This window comes from Burkholderia sp. A2, assembly GCF_001729305.1.
GTDB lineage: Bacteria > Pseudomonadota > Gammaproteobacteria > Burkholderiales > Burkholderiaceae > Burkholderia > Burkholderia sola.
This window is the reverse complement of record NZ_LZXX01000096.1, coordinates 1-24,783: the sequence shown is the minus strand read 5'-3', so window position 1 is coordinate 24,783 and position 24,783 is coordinate 1. Positions and strand designations below refer to the sequence as shown.

Genomic DNA, 24,783 nt, shown 5'->3' with positions numbered 1-24,783 from the left:
ATCCCGTGTACCGCTGTCGTTGTAGTTGGCCGGCGCAGACGCAGCGGCGCGTCCGATCCGGTTTCGTGTGAAGCAAGACGGGTAATCATGCGGCCCGGTACGACTAGATGCAGCGTCCGCCGTCGACGTCGAGGCACACGCCGGTGATGAATTCGGCTTCGTCGGACGCAAGATACAGCGCGGCGTTCGCGATGTCCTGCGGCGTCGAGAAGCGGCCGAGCGGGATCGTCGCGAGGAAGCGGCGGCGATTTTCCGGCGTATCCTCGCAGCCCATGAACTCGGTCATCAGCGCGGTTTCGCCGAGCACCGGGTTGATGCAGTTCACGCGGATGCGGTCGGCGCCGAGCTCGGCCGCGAGCGACTTGCTCGCGGTGATCATCGCGCCCTTCGTGCTGTTGTACCAGACGAGGCCCGGGCGCGGCCGCACGCCGGCCGTCGACGCGACGTTCACGAACACGCCGCCGCCCTGCGCGCGAAAGTACGGCACGAAGGTCTGCACGCACCAGAACAGGCTCTTCATGTTGACCGCGTACACGCGGTCGAATTCGGCCTCCGTCACGTCGAGCACGGGCTTGTTGCGGTGCGTGGTGCCCGCGTTGTTCACGACGATCCGCACCGAATGGAAATCGTCGAGCGCGGCCTGCAGCAGCGCGCGCCAGTCGTCCTCCTTCGACACGTCGCCGGCCACCGCGATCGCCTTGCCGCCCGCCAGCGCGATCTCGCTCGCGACGCGCTCGGCCGCCGCGCCGTTCAGGTCGTTGACGACGACGTTCGCGCCTTCGCGCGCATACGTCTTCGCGATGCCTTCGCCGAATCCCGAGCCGCCGCCCGTGACGATGGCCGTCTTGCCGCTCAACCGCATGGTGTGTCTCCTGTGCTGGTGACGAGAGTCGTCGTGTGTCGATATGCGGCCGGGCGCGGCCGGCCGCATATCCCGCGCCGCGCGTTCAGCCGTGCCGGATTGCGATCGTCTTCAGCGCGGTGAAGCCGTACAGCGCCTCGAAACCTTTCTCGCGGCCATGGCCCGAATGGCCGACGCCGCCGAACGGCAGCTCGACGCCGCCGCCCGCGCCATAGTTGTTGATGAACACCTGACCCGCGCGCAGGCGCCGCGCAAGCCGCATCTGGCGGGCGCCGTCGCGTGTCCAGATGCCTGCGACGAGGCCGTACGGCGTGCCGTTCGCGAGCGCGACGGCTTCGTCCTCGTCGACGAAACGCATCGCCGCGAGCACGGGACCGAACACTTCCTCCTGCGCGAGCCGGTGCGACGGCGGCACGTCGCGCAACAGCGCGGGCGCCTGGTAGAAGCCGCTTTCGGGCGCGTCGGCGACGACCTGCCCGTGCGCGGCCATCGGAATGCCGTCGTGCTGCGCGTCGGACAGGAAATCCCACACGCGCTGCTGCTGCTTCGCGTTGATCAGCGGGCCGCAGTCGAGATCGGCGCGGCTCGGGCCGACGCGCAGCCCGTTGAATGCGGTGGCGAGGCGCTCGACGAGCGGCTCGTACACCGCGCGCTCGATCAGCACGCGGCTGCCGGCCGAGCACGTTTGCCCGCCGTTCTGCACGATCGCGGACACGAGCACGGGCAGCGCCGCGTCGAGATCGGCGTCGGCGAACACGATTTGCGGCGACTTGCCGCCGAGTTCGAGCGTGACCGGCACGTGGTTCTCGGCCGCCATCTGCGTGACCAGCTTGCCGGTGGCTGGCGAACCCGTAAACGAGATGTGATCGATGCCCGGATGGCGGGCGAGCGCGGCGCCCGCTTCATGGCCGTAGCCGGTGACGACGTTGAGCGCGCCGGCCGGCAGCCCGGCCTCGGTGGCCAGCTCGGCGACGCGCAGCACGGATAGGCACGCGTCCTCGGCCGGTTTGACCACGCATGCGTTGCCGGCCGCGAGCGCCGCGCCCACGCTGCGCCCGAAGATCTGCATCGGGTAGTTCCACGGCACGATATGGCCCGTGACGCCGTGCGGCTCGCGCACCGTCAGCACGGTGTAGCCGGCCTGGTAGGGGAGGGTTTCGCCGTGCAGCTTGTCGGCGGCGCCCGCGTAGAACTCGAAGTAGCGTACGAGCGCGGCTGCATCGGCGCGTGCCTGTTTCAGCGGCTTGCCGGTGTCGCGCGCCTCGATCGCGGCGAGTTCCTCGATCGAATCGGCCACGCGCGCCGACAGCCGCATCAGCACGCGGCCGCGTTCGGCGGCGCTCGCGGCGCCCCACGGGCCCGCGAACGCGTCGCGGGCCGCGGCGACCGCGCGCTCGATGTCGGGCGCGGTGCCGCGTGCGATCGTCGCGAACGGCAGGCCGTCGGACGGATCGACGACCGCGATGGTTTCCAGTTGCGCGGGCAACGTCCATTCGCCCGCGATGAAGTGCTTCGCCTCTTCCATGCCTCCTCCTGTCGACCCAAGTTAGCGCTTTAGCGCTTACTTGGGTCCCATGCATAGCGGTCGATCCAAGTTAGCGCTTTAGCGCTTACTTGGGTCCCATGCATAGCGGTCGATCCAAGTTTGCGCTTTAGCGCTTACCCGGGTCCCATGCATAGCGGTCGACTCAAGTTAGCGCTTCAGCGCTTACCCGGGTGCCATGCTTTGTAATCGACGTGCCACGCCGCCGCCGGTTCGACGGCCGGACATCCGGAACGATTATCGCGCCGATCGTCATCCGGACGCCACCGGTCGATTGGCTATAATGGCGCATTCCTTTTTGGGGGACGCCCGCGGCGGTGCATCGGCCGCGGCGCCCTGTCCCGAATTCCCATCGACCTACAGAGAGTGCTCATGAGCTTCAATCATGTTCCGGCCGGCAAGGACCTGCCGCAAGATTTCAACGTGATCATCGAGATTCCCGCGCAAAGCGATCCGGTGAAGTACGAGGCGGACAAGGAACTGGGCCTCCTCGTCGTCGACCGCTTCATCGGCACGGGCATGCGCTACCCGGTGAACTACGGCTACATCCCGCAGACGCTGTCGGGCGACGGCGATCCGGTCGACGTGCTGGTGATCACGCCGTTCCCGCTGCTGGCCGGCTCGATCGTGCGTTCGCGCGTGCTCGGCATGCTGCAGATGACCGACGAGTCGGGCGTCGACGCGAAGCTGGTCGCGGTGCCGCACGACAAGATCTGCCCGATGACGGCGAACCTGAAGACGATCGACGACGTTCCCGAGTACCTGAAGGACCAGATCAAGCACTTCTTCGAGCAATACAAGGCGCTCGAGAAGGGCAAGTGGGTGAAGGTCGAAGGCTGGGCCGGCATCGAAGCCGCGCACAAGGAAATCACCGACGGCGCCGCGAACTACAAGAAGTAAGCGGCGTGCCGGCCGACGGCCGGCTCGTACGGAACGCGAACCGCGCGTGTCTCCTCAGGAGGAGGCCGCGCGGTTTTGTTTTGCGCGCGCGGTTTTCCGGCGGGCGGAAGCGGAGACGGGCGGGAGCGCGGTGGCCGGTGCGTTCTTCGCGCGTCCGGCGCGGGGCGCGGCAACGGACGGAGCGGTCGCTTCGGCGGCTTGCGTGGCCGCAGGACGGCGGCGGACCGGTGCGGAAGCGGCGTCTTCGCGTACGTTCGCGGCGGGTTTGCCGGCGGCGGCCGGCGCCTTCCTTTTTGACGACGCGGATGCGGGCAGATCGGGTTTCCTTACCGGTGTGAGACGCGATGCGGTCGTTTTTGCGGTTGCATCGCCGTCGGCTTTTGCACGTTTCGCGTCCGGCGCGCCTTGATTTGCCTTCGTCGACTTCGACGCTTGTTTGTGCTTCGCGGGCTTCGCCGTTTTCGTCGCTGCTGCAGACCCGACAACTTTCCCCGTCTTCACCTTTTTCCCGGCAACCTGTTCCGTTGCAGCCGTTTCCGCCGCATCGTCGACCTTTTCCGCCTTCCCCTTCTTCCGCCCGCGCACCATCGCCTTCGTCGCGGCCGTGTCGCCGCTCTCGTCGAGCGCGACCACCACGGGCAACACCGATTCCAGCGTCCGCAACCCGGCCGCCAGCTCGCGCTTCTTCGCGGGCGTGAGCCGCTTCACCCAGTATTCGGCGCGCGACGCGCTCGACCGGTCTGGCAACGGAAACGACGCGAGCACCGCGCGCGGCTTGCGCGAGCGCGTGTAGCGCGCGCCCTTGCCGGACGCGTGTTCGTCGAAGCGCGCGGCGACGTCGGTCGTGATGCCCGTGTAGACGCTGTCGTCGGCGCATTCGATCAGATATAGAAACCAGGACATGGCAGGGCGGCGGGATGCGAAGCCGCCAGTGTCTCAGAAAAAACGCGCATCAACGCCGTCGGTCGCCGTGGCCGTCGCGAAAGCGGCTCGGCGCCGCGCCGAGTTCGCGCGTGAAGAAGCGCGTGAACGCGCTCGTCGAACGAAAGCCGACGCGCGCGCCGATCTCGCCGATCGGCAACTGCGTATTGAGCAGCAGGTCGCGCGCCTCGCCGAGCCGTGCCTGCGCGACGAGCGCATGGAAACCGACGGCTTCGCGATGCAGCCGCCGGCGCAGCGTCCAGCGCGACATCGCGAAGCGCGTGCACACGTGCTGCATCAGCGTATCGGTCGGTACGTCGGCGTCGTCGGACGTGCGCAGCCAGTCGCGCACACATTGCTCGACCGACGAGCCGAACGTCGAACGTGCACGCACGCGCTCGCGCACGGCGTCGGCCGCATGCCGCTGGATGCCGGCGAGCGGTGCGTTGTAGCGCTCGAACGGCGTATCGAAGTGCGCGGAGCGCAGCACGAGGCGGTTGTGCGCGGCGTCGAACGATACCTGTGCGCCGAGCATGTCGCGCAGCGCGGCAACGGGCGCGAACGCGCGACCGGCGAATTCGGCGTCGTCGATGCGCGCGTGCGGGTCGTACAGGCGTGCGAGCGCCGCGAGGATCGCGAGGTTCGTGAACGCGCTGCCCGCGTGCCGGCCGTCGCCTTCGTTCACGTACTCGAGCGCGATCGCGTCGCCGTTTTCGTGCGCGAACACCCAGTCGACGTTGCCGATCAGCTCGCGATAGTGCAGATAGCCGTGCAGCGCGCTCCGCAGCGTCGCCGCGTTGCACGTGACGCCCGCGAGTTCGGGAAACTGCACGAGCCACGGCACGACCTGCGGCGGCGGGCGACGCCACGACAGCGGCCAGGCGCTCGTCAGCCGCATCGCGGCCACGTGCCGGTCGCCCGCGATGCGGCGCATGTCGTCGGCGAGTTCGGCCGGCCCGATGCCGAGCGTCTCGTACAGCGGTGCGGGATCGATGCCGTTCACGCGCGCGTCCTCGCACAGCCAGCGGTAGATCCGGACGGATACCGATTTCTGTTGCAACTCCATGTCTGTCTCCCTGTCGTCATGCCGTTCGGGTTTGTCCCCGCTGCGAGAGGTCAACGCATGCTCCTGCCGGTCAAGCGTGGTGACCGGTCGATTTTTAGAATCGGACGCTGGAGTGAGGCGACAAGTACAACAGAACGATTCTGGAGGATCAATGAAAACTTCGCTGTTCCGGTGTTCGACGATTGCGTCCGCGTGTGCGCTCACGGTGTTGCTCGCATCGTGCGGCGGCGACGACATTCACGCCCCGACCGACCCCGACGCGGCCGCCGACCAGCGCGCGGCCGCGCTCGTCGCGCAGCTGACGACCGACGAAAAGCTGCAGCTCGTGCATGGCACCGGCATGCCGGCGCTTAGCCTGGGCGGCCCGTTTCCGGACGACGCGCTGAACGGCGCGAGCTACATCCCGGGCGTGCCGCGGCTCGGCATTCCGGCGGTCAGCAGCGCCGACTCGGCGGGCGGCGTGAACGTGAAGAATGCGCGCGTGACCGCGCTGCCCGCGCCGGTCGCGCTCGCGGCGACGTGGGACCCGGCGCTCGCGGGTGCCTACGGCACGCGCATCGCGCTCGAACTGCGCGCGCTGGGTTTCGCGGAGGGGCTCGGCGGCGGCGTGAACCTCGCGCGCGAGCCGCGCAACGGCCGCACCTTCGAATACATGGGCGAGGACCCGGTGCTCGCGGGCACGCTGAGCGCCGCGCGCACGCAGGCCACGCAGGCGCAGAAGGTGATCGCGACGATCAAGCATTTCGCGTTCAACGACCAGGAAACCAACCGGATGACGGTCGATTCGGTCGTCGACGAGCGAACCATGCGCGAGGCCGAACTGCTCGCGTTCGAGATCGGCGTGAAGGAGGGCCAGCCGGGCAACGTGATGTGCTCGTACAACAAGCTGAACGGCGTGTATGCGTGCGAGAACCCCTATTTGCTGACGACGGTGCTGAAGAACGAGTGGGGTTTCAAGGGCGTCGTGCAGTCCGACTGGGGCGCGACGCATTCGACGGTCGCGGCCGTGCAGGCCGGGCTCGACGAGGAACAGCCCGGCGCGGCCGACGACGGCAACGCGCCGCTCGGCTCGTACTTCAATTCGAAGCTGCGCGCGGCACTGCAGGCCGGCAGCGTGTCGGTCGCGCGGCTGAACGACATGGTGCAGCGCAAGCTGCGCACGCTGATTCGCATCGGCGTGATGGACGCGCCGCCGAAGCCGGGCGGCGCGATCGACGAAGCCGCCGGCAACGCCGATGCGCTCGCGATCGCACGGCAAGCGGCGGTGCTGCTGAAGAACGCGGCCGCGCCGGGCGACACGCAGCCGGTGCTGCCGCTCGCCGCCGGCGCGCTCAAGTCGGTCGTCGTGATCGGCGGCCATGCGGACGCGGGCGTGCTGTCGGGCGGCGGCTCGGGCGCGGTGCCGGCGATCGACGGCAACGCGGTGACGTCCTGCCAGCAACCGGCCGGCATGCTGTTCGGCGGGTGCGCGACCTGGTACAAGTCCGCGCCGCTCGCCGCGATTCGTGCGAAGGCGCCGAACGCGTCGGTCAGCTATCTCGACGGGACCGACGCGAATGCCGCGGCGAGCGCGGCCGCACAGGCCGATGTCGCGATCGTGTTCGCCACGCAGTGGCAGACGGAAGGGCTCGACCTCGCGAGCCTGTCGTTGCCCGATGCGAAGGCGGACCCGTACAACCAGCAATACGACCAGAACGCGCTGATCGCCGCGGTCGCCGCGAAGGCCAGGCGCGTGATCGTCGTGCTCGAGAACGGCAGCCCGGTGTTGATGCCGTGGCTCGCGAACGTGCATGGCGTGCTGGACGTGTGGTATCCGGGCGCGCAAGGCGGCCAGGCGATCGCAGACCTGCTGTTCGGCGACGCGAACCCGTCGGGCCGGCTGCCGCTCACGTTCCCGAAGCAGGAAGCCGACCTGCCGCAGCCGACGATCGATCCGTCGAACCTGCAGAACGTTTACGCGGAAGGGCTCGCGTACGGCTATCGCTGGTTCGACGCGAAGGCGATCGAGCCGCTGTTCCCGTTCGGCTACGGGCTGTCGTACACGACGTATGCGTTGTCGGCGATGTCCGCGCAGGCTGACGCCGCGGGCAACGTGACGGTCGGCGTGACGGTGACGAACACCGGTGCGCGCGCCGGTACGCATACGGTGCAGATCTACGCGGCGCTGCCCGCGTCGCTCGGCGAGCCGCCGAAGCGGCTCGTCGGCTGGACCAAGGTCGCGCTGCAGCCGGGCGAGGCGCGCACGGTCAGCGTCGCGGTGCCGGCGCAGCGCTTCGCGGTGTGGGATGCGAGCGCGCACGCATGGCGGATCGGCGCGGGCAGCTACGGGCTGTCGACGGCCGCGTCGTCGCGCGATCCGCAGGCGCTGTCGCAGACCGTGACGCTCGCCGCGCACTGAACGCGCGGCGGCCGGACGGCAGGCGGCGGGGCACTTGCGTGGCTTCGCCGCGTGCGCGGCGCGTCGGACGGCGCTAGCCGGTGTTGCGCCGGAACGGATCGTGTTCGCGCAGTTCGTCGACGTACGCGTGGATATGCTCGGTCTCGCGTTCGAGAAAGCGCGCGACCGCATCGGAAAACGCCGGATGCGCGAGCCAGTGCGCGGAGTGCGTGACGGTCGGCAGGAAACCGCGCGCGAGCTTGTGCTCGCCCTGCGCGCCGCCTTCGAACGTGTCGAGTCCGGCCTCGATGCAGAATTCGAGCAGCTGGTAGTAGGCGGTTTCGAAATGCAGGCAGGGCACGTGCTCGATCGCGCCCCAGTAGCGGCCGTACAGCGTGCCGCCGCCGTGCTCGCCGCGCCGGTACACGGCGAGCGCGCTCGCGATCGGCCGGCCGTCGGCTTCCGCGATCACGAGCAGCAGGTTCTCGGGCATCGTCGCGCCGATCGTGCGGAAGAAGTCGAGGTTCAGGTACGGGCTCGAATAATGCTCGCGGTACGTTTGCCGATAGCAGCGCGAGAAGAAGCGCCAGTCGGCGTCGGTGATTTGATCGCCAGTGAGCCGCCGGAAGGTCACGCCCGCGTCGTGTACCTTGCGCCGCTCCGCGCGGATGTTCTTGCGCTTCTTCTGCTCGAGCGTGCCGAGGAAATCGTCGAAGTGGCGGTAGCCGTCGTTGAGCCAGTGGAACTGCACGCCTTCGCGCAGCATCATCCCCATCGATTCGAGCAGCCGCGCTTCGTCGCCGGTCGGGAACAGCACGTGCAGCGACGACACGTCGCTCTGCTCGGCGAACGCGAGCAGCGTGGCCGCGAGCCGGCGGCGCGCGTCGTCGTCGGCCGCGAGCAGCCGCGTGCCCTGCACCGGCGTGAACGGCACCGCGCACAGCAGCTTCGGGTAGTAGGGCAGGTCGTTGCGTTGATATGCGTCGGCCCACGCCCAGTCGAACACGTATTCGCCGTACGAATGCTGTTTCGCGTAGACGGGCGCGGCGGCCGCGAGCCGGCCGGTGCGCGCGTCGGTCAGCGTGACGAAGTGCGGCGACCAGCCGGTGTCGTCCACCGCGCAGCGCGCGACGTGCAGCGCGTCGAGGAATTCGTGGCGCAGGAACGGCGTGGGCTGCGCGTCGCCCGCGAGCAGCGCGTTCCATTCGTCGGCCGGCACCTCGGCGGGGGACGACAGGATGCCCGTGCGATAATCGATGCGTTCGTGTTTCAAGCGTGAATCCGTACCGTTGGATGTTGCCGGATGCGGGCCGCCGTGGCCCGCGCCCGAATCGATTTCGTCAGCCGTTCAAGGCGCGCCGCCGGGTTGCGCCGACCCCGCCATGAAGACCCGACTCGCTCTCGCCCAGATCAACGTCACCGTCGGCGATTTCGCCGGCAACGTCGCGCGCATCGTCGCGGCCGCGCGCGCCGCGCACAACGATGGTGCGCAACTGATGGTCGCCCCCGAACTCGCATTGTCCGGCTATCCACCCGAAGACCTGCTGCTGCGACCCGCGTTCTACGCGGCGGCGGCCGCCGCGCTCGATGCGCTCGCCGACGCGCTGAAGGCGTTCGACGGGCTCGCGGTGCTGGTCGGCCATCCGCTGCGCGGTGCGGGCGGCGCGTCAGCCGTCGATGGTAATGCAAACCGCCCGATCGAGCGCGGCGTGCCGCCCACCGATACCTTCAACGCGGTGTCGCTGATCGTCGACGGAGAGATCGTCGGCACCTACCGCAAGCAGGATCTGCCGAACGCCGAGGTATTCGACGAGAAGCGCTATTTCGCGACCGACACCGAGCCGCTCGTGTTCGAGCTGAACGGCGTGAAATACGGCGTGATCATCTGCGAGGATGCGTGGCATGCGTCGGCCGCGCAGATCGCGAAGGCGGCCGGCGCGCAGGTGCTGCTGATCCCGAACGGCTCGCCGTATCACATGAACAAGGAAGCGGTGCGCATCGACATCCTGCGCGCGCGGATTCGCGAGACCGGGCTGCCGATGGTGTACGTGAACCTCGTCGGCGGCCAGGACGAACTCGTGTTCGACGGCGGATCGTTCGTGCTTGACGGCGACGGCGCGCTCGTCGCGAAGATGCCGCAGTTCGACGAAGGGCACGCGATCGTCGAATTCGACGGCGCGCGGCCGCTGCCCGGCGCGGTCGCGCCCGAGCTGTCGACGCACGCGCAGGTGTACCGCGCGCTCGTGACCGGCGTGCGCGACTACATCGGCAAGAACGGCTTTCCCGGCGTGCTGATCGGGCTGTCGGGCGGCGTTGACTCGGCGCTGGTGCTGGCCGTGGCGTGCGATGCGCTCGGGCCCGAGCGCGTGCGTGCGGTGATGATGCCGTCGCGCTTCACGGCCGACATCTCGACCACCGATGCGGCGGAGATGGCGCGGCGCGTCGGCGTGCGCTACGACGAGATCGCGATCGCGCCGATGTTCGATGCATTCCGTACCGCGCTCGCGGGCGAATTCGCGGGTCGCGCGGAAGACGCGACGGAGGAGAACATCCAGGCGCGCATCCGCGGCACGCTGCTGATGGCGCTGTCGAACAAGTTCGGCTCGATCGTGCTGACGACCGGCAACAAGAGCGAGATGGCGGTCGGCTACTGCACGCTGTACGGCGACATGGCCGGCGGTTTTGCGGTGATCAAGGACATCGCGAAGACGCTCGTGTACCAACTGTGCCGCTACCGCAACGAAACGACCGATTACGCGCTGCGCGACGTGATTCCCGAGCGGATTCTGACGCGTGCGCCGTCGGCCGAGCTGCGCGAGAACCAGACCGACCAGGACAGCCTGCCGCCGTACGACGTGCTCGACGCGATCATGCGGATGTACATGGAAGAAGACCGGCCGCTCGCCGAGATCGTCGCGGCCGGCTACGCGCAGGCCGACGTCGAGCGCGTGACGCGGCTCATCAAGATCAACGAGTACAAGCGCCGCCAGGCGCCGATCGGCATCCGCGTCACGCATCGCGCGTTCGGGCGCGACTGGCGCTACCCGATCACGTCGCGCTTCACCGAACGGCTCGATTGACCGGTGCTGGGCCGGAGGCGGCCCGCCGGCTTACAATCGGGAACGCGATTTTTCATCCAAACGAGCATTGAGGGACAACCATCATGAAACGCATCACCGCCATCATCAAGCCGTTCAAGCTGGACGAAGTCCGCGAAGCGCTCGCCGAAGTGGGTCTCACGGGCCTGACCGTGACGGAAGTGAAGGGCTTCGGCCGCCAGAAGGGGCATACCGAGCTGTATCGCGGCGCCGAATACGTGGTCGACTTCCTGCCGAAGATGAAGATCGAGGTGGTCGTCGCGGAAGCGCAGGTCGATCAGGTGATCGACGCGGTGATCGGTGCGGCGCGCACCGGCAAGATCGGCGACGGCAAGATCTTCGTGTCGGACGTCGAGCGCGTGATCCGCATCCGCACCGGCGAAGAGAACGAAGCGGCCGTCTGAGCGCCGCGTTCGCGCCGTTCGATCACTTCCCGGCCGCTTCGGCCGCTCGGGCCACGGGTCGCACGAACCCGGCCCCCCAAGAAAAAACGGTGCGGATACCCGGTTGGGTACCGCACCGATACGCGCCTCTCGCAGCAGCGTGGAAAGTGTTGTCGAATCGTTCTTTGACGGCGCCTGATCAGAACAGGTGCTGGATGCCGGCGTAGACGCCGGTCTGGCTGCCGCCCGCATGCGGGTTGCCCGTCGACACGGCGGTGCCTGCACCGTTCGCGTTCAGGCCGAAGTTGGCCGTCGAGCTGTTGCGCACCGTCGCGACCTGCACGTCGAACAGCGTGCGCTTCGAGATGTTGTACGAGCCGCCGACCGTGTAGATGTTCGCGTTGCCGCCGCCGTGGTTCGCGTTCACGTGATACACGGCCGCGATCAGCGCCGCTGCCGGCGTCGCCTGCCACGTCACGCCGCCCCACACCTGTTGCGTACCCGTCACGCCGGCGTTCACTGCCGGGCCGCCGCTGCCGTCGGCGCGCGATGCCTGGTAGGCCGCCTGAACCTTGAACTGGCCGAGGAACACGTTCACGCCCGCGAAGTATTCGCGCGAGTAGTTGAACACGTCCGAGAAGCGGCCGTTGCTGTCGCGCGTTTCGTCGTAGATGCCGCGCAACTGGAACAGCGAGTTCGTATAGGTGACCTGACCGCCCATCGCGCGACCCGGTTGGCCGGCCGTCGTGTTGCCGTTGAAGCTGGTCGAGTTCGAGAACGAGAACTGGCCGTAGAAGTCGAGGCCGTACAGCGACGGCGACTGGTACGACACGTTGTTGCTGGTCTTGTTCCAGTTGCGGCCGCGCACCAGCGAGGCCGTCGACCAGGCCGACTGGCCGAACGGGTCGAAGTCCCACACGCCGTTGGCGATCGCGAGCTCGCGACCCAGCAGCAGCGTACCGTAGCGGTCGTTCGAGATACCGACGGTCGCGAAACGATCCCAGATCGAGCCGCTGAAGCCGCCCGTCATCGTGTTGAACGCGCCTTCGATGTGGAACAGGACCTTGTTGCCGCCACCGATGTCCTCGCTACCCTTCAAGCCCCACAGGCTCGTGCCCCAGTCGCCGCTTTCCGCGCGCACTTGGTGGCCGTTTTGCAGGCCGTTCATGTACTCGATACCTGCATCCAGGCGGCCATACAGCGTGACGCTGCTCTGCGCGTGCGCCGTCACCACCCCAGCAGCCATCAGCGCGGCCGCGACCAAAGCTTTCTTCATCATCTCCTCCATACCCTGTCAAAAAGTCAACCCAGACTGCACGAGATGCCCGGAGCGCGAGCGCCGGGCAAAAGCGGGATAACCAGGGAGACCTCGTGCAGGGCCGGTAAGCGCGGCACGCGGGCAAGCAGACGGAAAACCGTTGAGCGGTCCCGCGCAGCCGGGTCGGCCTGCGGGGTCTCCTTGTTGTGTCGTGAAGCTAAACTACATTTCACGAACTTCGTTTTGCTACTTTGGTTACTAATTTAGCAAAAATACAAATTTGTGGCGACGGAAATCGTTGTTTGACTAACCGCTGTCGCCAAATTGCCATGCAACACGGTGCGCAACCGGAGCCCCAAGGGTTCTCGATTACCGGAAAACCCTTGTCCCACAAGGGAGACATGGATTGCGCGGGGAGGGGTCAAGGATTGCCACTATTGACGTTGCAAAGGTGCCGGCGTAGGCGCGAAAGTCGCGAAATGGGTAAGTATTTCGTAATGATCCGGGCGATTGCCGCCCTCGCCGATCGACGCCTGAAACGTTCGTCCTGCAACGCGCCGCGCTTAGTCCGGGCCCGGTCGTGCGTCGAGCAACTGCGCGCGAATCCAGCGATGCGCATCGGTGCGCGCATGCTTCGCGTGCGAGTAGACCTTCACCGTGTAGCGCGGGATCTCGAACGGCGCCCGGAAGATGCGGATCGGCGCCGCGTGCCGCAGCGCCTGCGCGGCACGGTTCGGCACGGTCATCAGGAGTGCCGATTCCGCGATCACGAACGGCGCGGCCAGCACGGACGGCAACTGCACGGCGACGTGCCGCGCGAGGCCGAGCCGGTCGAGCACGTAGTCGACGACGCCGCGCGACTCGTTCCACGGCGTGACGACCACGTGGCGGGCCGCCAGGTACTGGTCGAGCGTCAGCCGCCGGCGGATGCCCGGATGCGTGGCGCTCGCGATCACGACGTAGTCGTCGGAGAACCAGTCGAAATCCTCGATGCCCGGCGCGTCGGCCGCCGATTCCTCGTGGTAGCCGAGCGCGAAGTCGATGCGGCCAGCTGCGAGCTCGTCGACGGAAATCTTGCGGTCCGAATGGACGACGCGGATCCGCAGGTGCGGCGCCACGTGCTGGATGCGGGCGAGGAACGGCGGCAGCACCGCGAACGCCGTGTAGTCGGTCGCGGCGAACACGAACGTACGGTCGCTTTGCGCCGGATCGAAGCGGCGCGCGCGGGCGAGGCCCTTCGACATCGCGTCGAGCGCGTCGCCGGCCCACGTGGCGATGTCGTCGGCGCGCACGGTCGGCTGCATCTCGTTGCCGAGCCGCACGAACAGCGCATCGCCGATCGCGTCGCGCAGCCGGGCGAGCGCATGGCTCAACGCCGACGGGCTCAACGCGAGTTCGTGCGCGGCCGCCGCGACCGACCGGTGGCGGTACAGCGCGTCGAACACGAGCAACAGGTTCAGGTCGAGGCGGCGCAGATCGGGATGCATCATGTTCAGGTCCGGATGAAGAAACTGCACTTCCTGCAGGCATCGCGCGAACGTAGCATGACGGTTTGAACGGCGCCAGCGCGGCCGCGGGCTGCGCGGCGCCGCTTTCCCGTTTCACATCCGGGGCCGGAGGAGGGCTCAACCCGTGCAAATCGATATCCGTTCCGCCACCGTCGCCGACGTGCCGCTGATCCTGCGCTTCATCACCGAGCTGGCCGTCTACGAGAAGGCGGCGCACGAAGTCGTCGCGACGCCCGAATCGCTCGAACGCAGCCTGTTCGGCGAAGGCTCGCCGGCGCGCGCGCTGATGTGCGAGATCGACGGCGAGCCGGCCGGCTTCGCCGTGTATTTCTTCTCGTATTCGACATGGCTCGCGCGGCAGGGGCTGTATCTGGAGGATCTGTACGTGTCGCCGCGCTTTCGCGGCGCCGGCGCGGGGCTGCGGTTGCTGAAGGCGCTCGCGCGGATCGCGGTCGACTCGGGCTGCGGGCGTTTCGAATGGAGCGTGCTCGACTGGAACGAGCCGGCGATCCGTTTCTACGAGAGCGTCGGCGCGGCGCCGCAGAGCGAATGGGTGCGTTACCGGCTGGCGGGCGACGAATTGCGCGCGTTCGCCGACGGCACGCCGGTGAGCGCCGCGTAAACGCAAAACGGGCGCCGCGCGGCAAACCGCGGGCGCCCGTTCGGGCGTGGCGCGTGACGGGCGTTACTTGAGGCTGCCCGACAGGAAGCCGCGCAGGCGGTCGCTCTTCGGGTTCGCGAACACTTCGGCCGGCACGCCTTGTTCCTCGACGCGGCCCTGGTGCAGGAACATCACATGATTCGACACGTTGCGTGCGAAGCCCATCTCGTGCGTGACGACGATCATCGTGCGGCCTTCCTCGGCCAGCTTCTGCATCACCTTCAGCACTTCGCCCACCAGTTCAGGGTCGAGCGCGGAGGTCGGCTCGTCGAACAGCATCACGTCGGGATGCATCGCGAGCGCCCGCGCGATCGCCACGCGCTGCTGCTGGCCGCCGGACAGATGCGACGGATACTGTTTCTCGACGCGCGGCGCGAGGCCGACCTTCTCGAGATACTCGCGCGCACGCTCCTCGGCTTCCTTCTTCGGGATGCCGAGCACGTTCACCGGCGCTTCCATCACGTTCTCGATCACGTTCATGTGCGACCAGAGGTTGAAGTGCTGGAACACCATCGACAGCTTGGTGCGCACGCGCTGAAGCTGCTTCGTATCGGCCGCGCGCAGTGCGCCCGTCTTGTCGAGCGCGGTGCGCACTTCCTCGCCGTCGACGAAGATGCGGCCCGCGTTCGGCTGCTCGAGGAAGTTGATACAGCGCAGCATCGTGCTCTTGCCGGAGCCGGACGAGCCGATCACGCTGATCACGTCGCCCGAGTTGGCCTTCAGCGACACGCCTTTGAGCACCTCGTTGTCGCCGTACCGCTTGTGGAGATCGTCGACGAAAAGCTTCTGGGTCTGGGAGTTCATCAATAGTCCTGCGAAAACTTACTTGCCTTGCGGGCGCAGATACGCGAGCCAGCGGCGCTCGGCCTGGCGGAACAGCCACACGAGCGTGAACGAGATCACGAGGTAGAGCAGGGCGGCGATGCCGAACGCGTGGAACGACATGTAGGTCGCCGAGTTCACGTCGCGCGCGATCTTCAGGATGTCCGGCACGGTCGCGGTGAAGGCCACCGTCGTCGCGTGCAGCATCAGGATCACTTCGTTGCTGTACAGCGGCAGCGCGCGTCGCAGTGCCGACGGCAGGATCACGCGGCGATACATCGTGAACGGGGACATCCCGTACGCGCGCGCGGCTTCGATTTCGCCGTACGACGTCGCCTTGATCGCGCCCGCGAAGATTTCGGTGGTGTACGCGCAGGTGTTCAGCGTGAACGCGAGCAGCGTGCAATGCATCCCGTCGCGGAAGAACGCATCGAGCATCGGCGTGCCGCGCACGGCCTGCAGGCTGTACAGGCCCGTATAGCAGAGCAGCAGCTGCACGTAGAGCGGCGTGCCGCGGAACACGTACGTGTACAGCCACACGGCGCCCGACAGCCACTTCTTCTTCGACACGCGCGCGACGGCGAGCGGCACGGACAGGCAGAAACCGAGGCCGATCGACACGACCAGCAGCCACAGCGTGATCGCGACACCGGTGATGCGATAGCCGTCGGTGTAGAGATAGTTGCGCCAGTATTCTTGGATGAGTTCGATCATAGGTCAGCCTTGCGGACACCGGTCGAGTAGCGCTTTTCGAGCCACATCAGCACGAAGTTCGAGATCGTCGTGATGGCGAGGTAGACCGCTCCCGCGATCAGCGTGAAGAAGAAGAACCGCAGCGTGCCCTTGCCGGCGTCCTGCGACGCCTTCACGACGTCGGCCAGGCCGATGATCGACACGAGCGCGGTCGACTTCACGAGCACCTGCCAGTTGTTGCCGATGCCCGGCAGCGCGAAGCGCATCATCTGCGGGAACATGATCCGCGTGAACACCTGCCAGTTCGTCATTCCGTATGCGCTGCCGGCTTCGAGCTGGCCGCGCGGCACCGACAGGAACGCGCCGCGAAACGTCTCGGTGAAGTACGCGCCGTAGATGAAGCCGAGCACGAGCACGCCGGCGAGGAACGGGTCGATGTCGATCTGGTCCCAGCCGAGCGCGTCGGTCGCCATGTTCAGCCAGATCTGCAGGCTGTAGAACAGCAGCAGCATCAGCACGAGATCGGGCACGCCGCGGATCAGCGTCGTGTAGACGGTGCCGACGCCGTTCGTCACGCGGTTGCGCGACAGCTTCGCGCCGGCGCCGAGCAGCCCCAGCAGGAACGACAGCGCAAGCGAAAGCACCGCCAGTTTGACGGTTTGCCAGGTGCCGGCGAGGATCAGCGGGCCGTAGCCTTGTAGAAACATATGGGGTCCCTGGTGTGGTCCCTGAGGGCGCACGCGGTGCGCCGCGAAACACGCGTCCGCCAAGCTGCGCGGAACGCCCCGTGCGTATCATGACCGTCCGCCCCGGCAACGGTGCCGGGCCCGCCCGTCGCGTGAGCGGCGGGCAAGGGGGCGGGCGGCGCGTGGTTGACTGCCTGTACTGCCCGGACGCGGGGCCGCCCCCGCATCCGCTGCTTCTGCTTGATCGGCGTTCAGCGGGCCGGCGCCGAATAGACGCTGAACGAGAAGTACTTGTGCGACAGCCGGTCGTACGTGCCGTCCTTGTGCATGTCGGCCAGCGCCCGGTTGATCTTGAGCTTCAGGTCGGTATCTTCCTTGCGCAGGCCGATCGCGGTGCCGTCGCCGATCGTCTTCGGATCCTTCACTTCCGGCCCGGCGAACGCGAAACCCTTGCCGCGCGGCGTGCGCAGGAAGCCGTAGTCGGCCTGCAGCTCGTCCTGCAGCGTCGCGTCGAGGCGGCCCGAGCCGAGATCGGTATAGACCTGGTCCTGGTTCTGGTAAGGAACGATCGTCACGCCCTGCGGTTCCCAGTACGCCTTCGCGTAGGTTTCCTGCGTCGAGCCCTGCTCGACGCCGACGCGCTTGCCTTTCAGCGACGCGACCGTCGGCAGCAGCGGCGAGCCGGTCTTCGCGATCATCCGCGCGGGTGCGTCATACACCTTGTCGGAGAAGTCGATCTGTTCGCGACGCTTGTCCGTGACGGTCAGCGACGACACGATGACGTCGTACTTCTTCGCCTTCAGCGCCGGGATGATCCCGTCGAGGTCCTGCGCCACCCACACGCATTTCACGTTGATCCGCTTGCAGATTTCCTTGGTGAGATCCACGTCGAAACCGACGATCTCGCCGCTCGGCGCGGTCGACTCGAACGGCGGGTAGCTGGCATCGACGCCGATCCGCACGGTCTTCCACTCCTTCGCGAAGGCGCTGCCCGCCACGAGGGCGAGGGCGGCGCACAGGGCGGCCTTCTTCATTTCCATCCTTCTGTTGCTGACTTTCCGGGGGCGCTCGCGGCCGGTCGAACCGGGCGCCGCGGCGTATTCTAGACGGCCAAAAATCGCCGATCGGCGCTCTGGCGTTGGCGGCCGCCGGAACGGCGAACGCCAAAAGGGCGGTATTTTACCCGAACGCGATACCCGGAAAACGGCAATCCGGCACGGTCGACCGATTCCTCGATTCTGCTGTTGCGGTAATCGTGGCATTCGCAACGAATATTTCGGCTATTGGTTTCGTGACTGCAACGATGCGGTGCGCGGGCGGCGGATTGTGGCGCTGTCGGCCTCCTCCTACAGTGGAGGTAAACCCGAACAGAACATCTGCGCCCCCGAGCGTCCACCCCAATGTTCCAGATCCTGCGCGCCGAAGACCGCCGGCACACGCGCCACGGCTGGCTCGAATCGAGTCACAGTTTTTCGTCTGCCTGCCCCGCTGCGCATGCGCCGGTGCGTCCGCCCGTCGGCGCGCTGTGTGTGCTGAGCGAGGATCGGATCGCGCCGACGCGCGGTTTCGGGATGCAGCCGCGCCGCGACGTGGAGATCGTCACTTACGTGATGGATGGCGTGCTCGCGCACCGCGACAGCCTCGGCTGCGGCGCGATCGTCCGGACCGGCGGCATCCAGCGGATGAGCGCCGGCACGGGGCTCATGCACAGCGAAACCAACGCGTCGCGCGACCGCCCGCTGCATCTGCTGCAGATCTGGCTGCAGCCGGCCGAGCGGGGCGGGCGGCCCGGCTACGAGGAGCGGCGTTTCCCCGACGACGAGAAGCGCGGCCGGCTCAGGCTCGTCGCGGCGCCCGACGGCGGTGACGGCGCGCTGTCGATGCGGGCGGATGCCCGCATCTTCGCGGGGCTGATCGACGGCGACGAGACGACGGCGTTCGACGTGCCGGCCGGGCGCAGCGTCTATGTGCACGTGGCGCGCGGCGAGGTCGAGGTCAACGGCCGCGCGCTGGCGGCCGGCGACGGCGCGCGGATCGGCGGCGTGGACGCGGTGGCGTTCGCGCGCGGCCGCACGGCCGAGGTGCTGTTGTTCGACGTCGCCTGAAACGAAAAGGGGGACGCAGGCCGGTGCCTGCGTCCCCCTTCGGCGCCGCTGCGGGAGCGGCCCGCCGGCTTACTGCGCCGGCGCCGACGCGCCCTTGGCGGCCGCGCGATGCTGTTCCCAGCGCGCCTTCATCTTCTCGTGGCGCTGCTCCATCTTCGCGAACTGCTGTTTGAGCGCCGTGCTGACCATCGTCTTCTGCTGGTCGTTCAGCCCGTTGTAGAACGTGAGCCACGCGGCGGACGTCTGCTCGCGCAGCTGGGCATTCTGCGCCTCCGCCTGCTGGCGTGCCGAATGCATCGCGCTCAGGTCGAGGATCGGCTGGTTCTGCTGCGCCTTGAATTGCTCGCGCATCTGCTCGTGGCTCTTGCGCATCGCGTCACGATTCTGCTTCATCGTGTTGACGGCCGCCTGCCATTGCTGTTCCTGCGACGCGTTGAGCTTCAACTGGTCGTGCAGTTTCATGATCGCGCCGAACGGTCCGCCTTCGTGCCCGTCGTGCATCCGGTGCATGCCGGGGCCGCCCGGAGGCGGCATGTCGTCGGGCTGCGCGGCATGCGCGGCGCCGAATGCGAGAGCGAGTACGGTGGCGGCCGCGATGGCCACGCGGGAAGTCTTCTTATACATTTCAGAAACTCCTGTATCCAGAGGGTCCGGCGATGCGGTGCCGGGAAAAGTCGGGTACCGCATCCGGTAAGACGCAGGTTAGCGATGCAGGCTCCGGCGGGTGTTACGCGGGGCGGCGGCCCGGTTACCGTGCATTACAGTTCCCTTGCGCGGTAACCCGCAGTAACCCTTTCGCCCCTTTGTTTCGTTCTTCGACTCCGCCCTCGCGCGGTAAACTTCGAGCCATGACTACCCAGATCCTCATCGTCGACGACGACCAAGAACTCCGAGACCTGCTGCGCGACTATCTCGTGCGCCAGGGGATGGAAGTGTCCGTGCTGCACGACGCGGCGACGCTCGAGAAGCGCCTCGAGCGCGAGCGGCCCGACCTGATCGTGCTGGACCTGATGATGCCGGGCGTGGACGGCCTGACCGCGCTGCGCCAGCTGCGCGCGGCCGGCGACGACATCCCCGTGATCATGCTGACCGCGCGGGCGGACGACGTCGACCGCATCGTCGGGCTCGAGCTCGGCGCGGACGACTACCTCGGCAAGCCGTTCAACCCGCGCGAGCTGCTCGCGCGCGTGCAGGCCGTGCTGCGCCGCCGCCGCGCGACGCCGTCGGCGGCCGCGCCCGAGCAGCGCGAGCCGTTCGCGTTCGGCCGCTTCCTGCTCGACTTCCAGGCGCGCACGCTGTCGGTCGACGGCAAGCCGGCCACGCTGTCGAGCAGCGAATTCGCGCTGCTGAAGATCTTCGTGAACCATGCGCTGCGCACGCTCACGCGCGAGCGGCTGCTCGAGCTGCTGCACGGGCCCGAGTACGACGGCACCGACCGCGGCATCGACGTCCAGGTGTGGCGCCTGCGCCGCATCCTCGAAACGGATCCGTCGACGCCGCGCTTCATCCAGACGGTCCGCGGGCGCGGCTACGTGTTCGTGCCCGACGGCGAGGCCCATGCGCAAACCCATTGATTCGCTGTTCGGGCGGCTGGCGCTGCTCGTCGTCGGCGTCCTGCTCCTGTCGCACTTCGCGTGGTTCTTCGCGATGCGGCTCGAGCGCAACCAGATGCAGACGCGCTATGCGGTCGAGGAGGCCGCGTTCCTCGTCGACGCGGTGCGCCAGCACGTCGCGCGCACGCCCGACCAGCCGCTGCCGTCGCGCGTGCGGCTCGTGTCGCCGGACAGCGCCGACGTGCCGAAGGGCGGCGACGCGGGGTTGCCGCCGCCGCTGAAGCGGTTCCGCGACGATGTGAGCGAGCGCATGCCGCCCGGCACGCAGGTCGAGATCGGCACGCCCGGCCATCCGCCCGTGCTGTGGGTGAAGGAGCCGGCCGACCGCAACTGGATCGTGGTGCCCGTGCAGCCGCTGCGGCCGCCGCGCTCGCTCGACCGGATGCTGCTGTGGCTCGGCACGATCTTCTCGGCCGGCGTGATCGCCGCGCTGTTCGCGGCCTGGCAGTTGCAGCAGCCGCTGCGCTCGCTCGCCCGCGCGGTCGCGCGTTTCGGCCGCGGGCAGCCGGTGCCGCCGCTGCGCGAACGCGGGCCGCGCGAGCTGCGCCAGCTCACGCACGGCTTCAACCAGATGGTCGAGCAGGTGTCGCAGGCCGACAGCGATCGCGCGGTGATGCTGGCCGGCGTCGCGCACGACCTGCGCACGCCGCTCGCCCGGATGCGGCTGCGGGCGGAAATGATGGACGACGCGCGGCTGCGCGACGGCGTCGTGCGCGATGTCGACTCGATGTCGCACATCGTCGACCAGTTCCTGGTGTTTGCGCATGGCGGGGTCGACCGCAGCGAGCCGGTGCCGGTCGATCACGCGTGCGAGCGGATCGCGCGCAGCTATCGCGCGGTCGCGCCGAACGCGCCCGCGGTCCAGACGCGGCTGGAGGCCGATCCCGGCTTCCGGCTGCCGACGGCGACGCTCGACCGGATCCTGTCGAACCTGCTGGACAACGCGCATGCGTACGGTGCGCCGCCCGTGCGCGTCGAGACGGCGCGCACGCCGGCCGGCTACGTGCTGTCGGTCAGCGACAGCGGCGGCGGCATTGCGCCGCGCGACCTCGCGGCCGCCACGCGGCCGTTCGTGCGGCTCGATCCCGCGCGCGGCGGCAACGGCCACAGCGGGCTCGGGCTCGCGATCGTCGAGCGGCTCGTGCTCAGGCTGGGCGGCGCGTGCGACATCGGCAATCGCCCCGAAGGCGGCCTGCGCGTGTCGATGACGTTCCCGTTCGACGTCGTGCCGAAGGACGACGAACCCCACGCAAAGGCCGCATGAGCGGTTGCGGCGCCTGCCCGGCCGGGCTGGCGCCGCGCGGTGTCATTCGCCGAACAGCGTGCCGAGCGTCTCGGCCGCGTTGCTGTCGATCGTGTTGTAGGTCACCGTGGTGGCCTCGAAGATATAGACGGTCGTATACCGGCCGAGGCGCTCCAGGATTTCCTCCTGCAGCGATTCCGGCACGACGTTCATGTTCAGGTACCACGCCGTGGACGACAGCCGGGTCTGGAACGACCCGTACTCCTGCATGAGTTCATAGAACGCGTCGGCATCCTGATCGCGACAGACGATCACCAAGTTTCCTGCCATTCCCTTCCTCCCGCTCGTCGGTCGATCCCCGGGGCCGGTTGACACCGCGCGCGTGCGCATTGCGGCGACACGGCCGAAACGGACCCCGGGGGCTAGCCCCGATCATACCTGCTTCGCCGTATCCGGCTGCTGATCCCGGACACGGTTTGTGCCCGCTTGCGGCGGGCGGGTTCACGGCCGGGCCGGATCACGGCATAATTCGGGCCTGCGTGCCGGCCGCAGGACTGCGGCCAGGCTGTCCCGTACCGCGCGCCCGCCATCCGTCCACGCGCCGGGCACGATCCATGCGTTGCCTGCGCCGTCCCCGGACGGTTGTACCTGAAATACAGGTTGGTGTAGTGTCGTGCCGTCGCGGCCCGGCTCGACCGGCCGCGATAGCGCATGCACGCACGGCGCGCCGCGTGCGCGAGATCGCCAGTCAATCGAATTACCGCGCCCGTGCGCTTTGCCATGAATCAACATCGACTGCCGGCTTCGATCGGCCTTACCGGGGAGGGCGCCTGATGAACGTCGGATTCTTCAATCCGAACCGGACCGCCAACGCATCAGCGTGGCGCGTGTTGCCGAACCGGTGGGACTTCATCGCATTTCCGCTGATCATCTGCCTGATCGCGATGGCGGTGGTCGGCTTTCACGAAACGATGGCGCCGATCGGCGTGCTGCAGACGCAGAAGATCTCGCTCGATCCGTCGAACCTGCCCGAATACGCGTTGCGCACCACGCTGCGGATGCTCGCCGCGATGGTCGCGTCGCTCGCGTTCACGCTCGTCTACGGCACGCTCGCCGCGAAAAGCCGCCGCGCGGGCATGGTGCTGATCCCGATCCTCGACATCCTGCAGTCGGTGCCGGTGCTCGGCTTCATCTCGTTTACGGTCACGTTCTTCCTCGCGCTGTTCCCGAGCCGCGTGCTCGGCGCCGAGCTGGCCGCGATCTTCGCGATCTTCACGAGCCAGGCGTGGAACATGACGTTCAGCTTCTACCAGTCGCTGCGCACGGTGCCGCGCGACCTGGACGAAGTGTCGCGCGGCTTCCACCTGACGTCCTGGCAGCGCTTCTGGAAGCTCGAAGTGCCGTTCTCGATGCCGGGCCTGATCTGGAACATGATGATGTCGATGTCGGGCGGCTGGTTCTTCGTCGTCGCGTCGGAGGCGATCACGGTCGGCAACCAGACGATCACGCTGCCGGGCATCGGCGCGTATCTCGCGCAGGCGATCGCGGACAAGAACTTCGGCGCGATCGGCTGGGTGATCCTGACGATGACGGTCGTGATCCTGGCCTACGACCAGTTCCTGTTCCGCCCGCTCATCGCGTGGGCCGACAAGTTCCGGATGGAGAACACCGCGTCGGGCGATGCGCCGCAATCGTGGCTGCTCGACCTCGTGCGCCGCACGCGGCTGATCCATCAGCTGCTCGTGCCGGCCGGCTGGTTCTTCGCGAAGGCCGCGCGGATCCCGCTGCGCCTGCCGCTGTCGGGCGCGATGCGCTTCTCGCTGCCGAAAGTCGAGAAGAAGGCGTCGCGCACGGTCGACATCGCGTGGGCGGGGCTCGTGCTGCTCGGCACGGCCTATATCGTGTGGCGCGTCGTCAGCTTCGTCGCGACCGGCGTGACGATGGCCGAAGTCGGCCACGTGCTCGTGCTCGGGCTCATCACGCTGCTGCGCGTGGTCGTGCTGATCTCGATCGCGTCGGTGATCTGGGTGCCGATCGGCGTGTGGGTCGGGCTGCGTCCGAAGCTGGCCGAGAAGCTGCAGCCGCTCGCGCAGTTCCTCGCCGCGTTCCCCGCGAACCTGCTGTTCCCGGTGTTCGTGATCGTGATCGCGCGCTTCCACCTGAATGCGGACATCTGGCTGTCGCCGCTGATCGTGCTCGGTACGCAGTGGTATATCCTGTTCAACGTGATCGCGGGCGCGACGTCCTATCCGAACGACTATCGCGAAGCGGCGACCAACTTCCGCATCCGTGGCTGGCAGTGGTGGCGTCAGGCGATCCTGCCCGGCATCTTCCCGTACTACGTGACCGGCGCGATCACCGCATCGGGCGGCGCGTGGAACGCGAGCATCGTGTCGGAAGCCGTACAGTGGGGCAGCACCCGGATCGAGGCGCACGGCCTCGGCGCCTACATCGCGCGGACCACCGCCGCCGGCGATTTCCCGAAGATCATCCTGGGCATCGCCGTGATGTCCCTGTTCGTCACCCTGTTCAACCGCCTGCTGTGGCGCCCGCTGTATGCCTTCGCCGAAGCGAAGCTGCGGCTCGACTGAGACCGATTGAGAGCGAAACGCGATGCACAATCCGAATGCTGTAAACGCCCCCGTCCAGACGTCCCAGCCGCCGCGCCTCGGCGAAGAAATCCTGCGCGTCGATCACGTCTGCCGCGGCTTCAACAAGACGCAGGGCGAACTGCTCGTGCTCGACGACGCGAACCTGTCGCTGCGCGAAGGCGAGATCGTCGGCCTGCTCGGCCGCTCGGGCTCGGGCAAGTCGACGCTGCTGCGGATCATCGCCGGGCTGATCGAGCCGACCGGCGGCGAGGTGACCTATCTCGGCAAGCCGCTGCGCGGCCCGGCCGAAGGCGTCGCGATGGTGTTCCAGACCTTCGCGCTGTTCCCGTGGCTCACCGTGCTGCAGAACGTGGAAGCCGGCCTCGAAGCACTCGGTGTCGGCGCGCGCGAACGGCGCGAGCGTGCGCTCGCTGCGATCGACCTGATCGGTCT

At 67.8% G+C, this 24,783-nt stretch carries 23 protein-coding genes; 10 read left to right on the top strand and 13 right to left on the bottom strand.

All coding sequences use genetic code 11. The annotated features are described in order from the left end of the window. Window positions 1-103: 103 nt before the first annotated feature. Both A9Z05_RS17730 and A9Z05_RS17725 read right to left on the bottom strand, forming a co-directional pair. Complete coding sequence (locus A9Z05_RS17730; protein ID WP_069619267.1) at window positions 104-862, bottom strand: SDR family oxidoreductase; 759 nt, start codon at window positions 860-862, stop codon at window positions 104-106. Window positions 863-947: 85 nt separating this feature from the next. Beyond that, window positions 948-2,387, bottom strand: coding sequence for an aldehyde dehydrogenase family protein (locus tag A9Z05_RS17725; protein WP_069619266.1), 1,440 nt, complete (start codon window positions 2,385-2,387; stop codon window positions 948-950). Between the two features lie 390 nt (window positions 2,388-2,777). On the opposite strand from A9Z05_RS17725, the gene ppa reads away from it, so the two are divergent. Continuing rightward, on the top strand, window positions 2,778-3,305 hold the full coding sequence (ppa, locus tag A9Z05_RS17720; RefSeq protein ID WP_006489643.1) for an inorganic diphosphatase: 528 nt from the start codon (window positions 2,778-2,780) through the stop codon (window positions 3,303-3,305). Between the two features lie 54 nt (window positions 3,306-3,359). Here the strand turns inward: ppa and A9Z05_RS17715 are convergent, their stop codons facing one another. Continuing rightward, window positions 3,360-4,208: a GIY-YIG nuclease family protein gene (locus A9Z05_RS17715; protein WP_069619265.1), complete on the bottom strand. Its 849-nt coding sequence runs from the start codon at window positions 4,206-4,208 to the stop codon at window positions 3,360-3,362. A gap of 49 nt (window positions 4,209-4,257) precedes the next feature. Further along, window positions 4,258-5,292: an AraC family transcriptional regulator gene (locus A9Z05_RS17710; protein WP_069619264.1), complete on the bottom strand. Its 1,035-nt coding sequence runs from the start codon at window positions 5,290-5,292 to the stop codon at window positions 4,258-4,260. Between the two features lie 151 nt (window positions 5,293-5,443). On the opposite strand from A9Z05_RS17710, the gene A9Z05_RS17705 reads away from it, so the two are divergent. Further along, window positions 5,444-7,690: a glycoside hydrolase family 3 C-terminal domain-containing protein gene (locus tag A9Z05_RS17705; protein ID WP_069619263.1), complete on the top strand. Its 2,247-nt coding sequence runs from the start codon at window positions 5,444-5,446 to the stop codon at window positions 7,688-7,690. Between the two features lie 73 nt (window positions 7,691-7,763). Here A9Z05_RS17705 and A9Z05_RS17700 read toward each other — a convergent pair whose 3' ends face one another. Further along, on the bottom strand, window positions 7,764-8,942 hold the full coding sequence (locus A9Z05_RS17700) for a GNAT family N-acetyltransferase (RefSeq protein WP_069619262.1): 1,179 nt from the start codon (window positions 8,940-8,942) through the stop codon (window positions 7,764-7,766). A 109-nt stretch (window positions 8,943-9,051) separates the two neighbouring features. Here A9Z05_RS17700 and A9Z05_RS17695 point away from each other — a divergent pair, with 109 nt between their 5' ends. Together A9Z05_RS17695 and A9Z05_RS17690 are read left to right on the top strand one after the other, a co-directional pair. Further along, on the top strand, window positions 9,052-10,749 hold the full coding sequence (locus tag A9Z05_RS17695) for an NAD+ synthase (RefSeq protein WP_069619261.1): 1,698 nt from the start codon (window positions 9,052-9,054) through the stop codon (window positions 10,747-10,749). A gap of 83 nt (window positions 10,750-10,832) precedes the next feature. Further along, a complete protein-coding gene (locus A9Z05_RS17690; protein ID WP_006398637.1) occupies window positions 10,833-11,171 on the top strand; it encodes a P-II family nitrogen regulator in 339 nt (112 codons plus the stop codon). A gap of 178 nt (window positions 11,172-11,349) precedes the next feature. Here A9Z05_RS17690 and A9Z05_RS17685 read toward each other — a convergent pair whose 3' ends face one another. Beyond that, window positions 11,350-12,429, bottom strand: a complete 1,080-nt coding sequence (locus A9Z05_RS17685; RefSeq protein WP_069619260.1) for a porin — start codon at window positions 12,427-12,429, stop codon at window positions 11,350-11,352. Between the two features lie 542 nt (window positions 12,430-12,971). Continuing rightward, the gene (locus tag A9Z05_RS17680; RefSeq protein ID WP_084044311.1) at window positions 12,972-13,898 is read right to left on the bottom strand and encodes a LysR family transcriptional regulator; all 927 of its coding nucleotides are present in this window, start codon (window positions 13,896-13,898) and stop codon (window positions 12,972-12,974) included. Window positions 13,899-14,040: 142 nt separating this feature from the next. Here A9Z05_RS17680 and A9Z05_RS17675 point away from each other — a divergent pair, with 142 nt between their 5' ends. Then, the gene (locus A9Z05_RS17675) at window positions 14,041-14,538 is read left to right on the top strand and encodes a GNAT family N-acetyltransferase (protein ID WP_069619258.1); all 498 of its coding nucleotides are present in this window, start codon (window positions 14,041-14,043) and stop codon (window positions 14,536-14,538) included. 63 nt (window positions 14,539-14,601) lie between these two features. On the opposite strand, the gene A9Z05_RS17670 is transcribed toward A9Z05_RS17675, so the two are convergent. The 4 genes from A9Z05_RS17670 to A9Z05_RS17655 form a co-directional block, all read right to left on the bottom strand. Then, entirely contained in the window at window positions 14,602-15,381 is a 780-nt protein-coding gene (locus tag A9Z05_RS17670; RefSeq protein ID WP_069619257.1) for an ABC transporter ATP-binding protein, read from the bottom strand. A gap of 18 nt (window positions 15,382-15,399) precedes the next feature. Further along, window positions 15,400-16,113: an ABC transporter permease gene (locus A9Z05_RS17665; protein WP_059576621.1), complete on the bottom strand. Its 714-nt coding sequence runs from the start codon at window positions 16,111-16,113 to the stop codon at window positions 15,400-15,402. After that, on the bottom strand, window positions 16,110-16,799 hold the full coding sequence (locus A9Z05_RS17660) for an ABC transporter permease (RefSeq protein WP_006489645.1): 690 nt from the start codon (window positions 16,797-16,799) through the stop codon (window positions 16,110-16,112). The genes A9Z05_RS17665 and A9Z05_RS17660 overlap by 4 nt, the downstream gene beginning before the upstream one ends. A 230-nt stretch (window positions 16,800-17,029) precedes the next feature. After that, window positions 17,030-17,812, bottom strand: coding sequence for an ABC transporter substrate-binding protein (locus A9Z05_RS17655; RefSeq protein ID WP_027785110.1), 783 nt, complete (start codon window positions 17,810-17,812; stop codon window positions 17,030-17,032). A 366-nt stretch (window positions 17,813-18,178) separates the two neighbouring features. Here A9Z05_RS17655 and A9Z05_RS17650 point away from each other — a divergent pair, with 366 nt between their 5' ends. Next, a complete protein-coding gene (locus A9Z05_RS17650) occupies window positions 18,179-18,883 on the top strand; it encodes a pirin family protein (RefSeq protein WP_069619256.1) in 705 nt (234 codons plus the stop codon). Window positions 18,884-18,952: 69 nt separating this feature from the next. On the opposite strand, the gene A9Z05_RS17645 is transcribed toward A9Z05_RS17650, so the two are convergent. Next, window positions 18,953-19,507, bottom strand: coding sequence for a periplasmic heavy metal sensor (locus A9Z05_RS17645; protein WP_069619255.1), 555 nt, complete (start codon window positions 19,505-19,507; stop codon window positions 18,953-18,955). A gap of 224 nt (window positions 19,508-19,731) precedes the next feature. Between A9Z05_RS17645 and A9Z05_RS17640 the strand changes: the two genes are divergently transcribed. Both A9Z05_RS17640 and A9Z05_RS17635 read left to right on the top strand, forming a co-directional pair. Then, on the top strand, window positions 19,732-20,457 hold the full coding sequence (locus A9Z05_RS17640) for a response regulator (RefSeq protein WP_006493394.1): 726 nt from the start codon (window positions 19,732-19,734) through the stop codon (window positions 20,455-20,457). Further along, entirely contained in the window at window positions 20,441-21,760 is a 1,320-nt protein-coding gene (locus A9Z05_RS17635; RefSeq protein ID WP_069619254.1) for an ATP-binding protein, read from the top strand. Before A9Z05_RS17640 ends, A9Z05_RS17635 begins: the two co-directional genes overlap by 17 nt. A 42-nt stretch (window positions 21,761-21,802) precedes the next feature. Here the strand turns inward: A9Z05_RS17635 and A9Z05_RS17630 are convergent, their stop codons facing one another. Continuing rightward, window positions 21,803-22,069, bottom strand: a complete 267-nt coding sequence (locus A9Z05_RS17630) for a hypothetical protein (RefSeq protein WP_011545926.1) — start codon at window positions 22,067-22,069, stop codon at window positions 21,803-21,805. A 503-nt stretch (window positions 22,070-22,572) separates the two neighbouring features. On the opposite strand from A9Z05_RS17630, the gene A9Z05_RS17625 reads away from it, so the two are divergent. Both A9Z05_RS17625 and A9Z05_RS17620 read left to right on the top strand, forming a co-directional pair. Next, entirely contained in the window at window positions 22,573-24,330 is a 1,758-nt protein-coding gene (locus A9Z05_RS17625; protein WP_069619253.1) for an ABC transporter permease subunit, read from the top strand. Window positions 24,331-24,352: 22 nt separating this feature from the next. After that, on the top strand, window positions 24,353-24,783 hold a 431-nt coding region (locus tag A9Z05_RS17620; protein ID WP_141723427.1), incomplete at its 3' end, for an ATP-binding cassette domain-containing protein.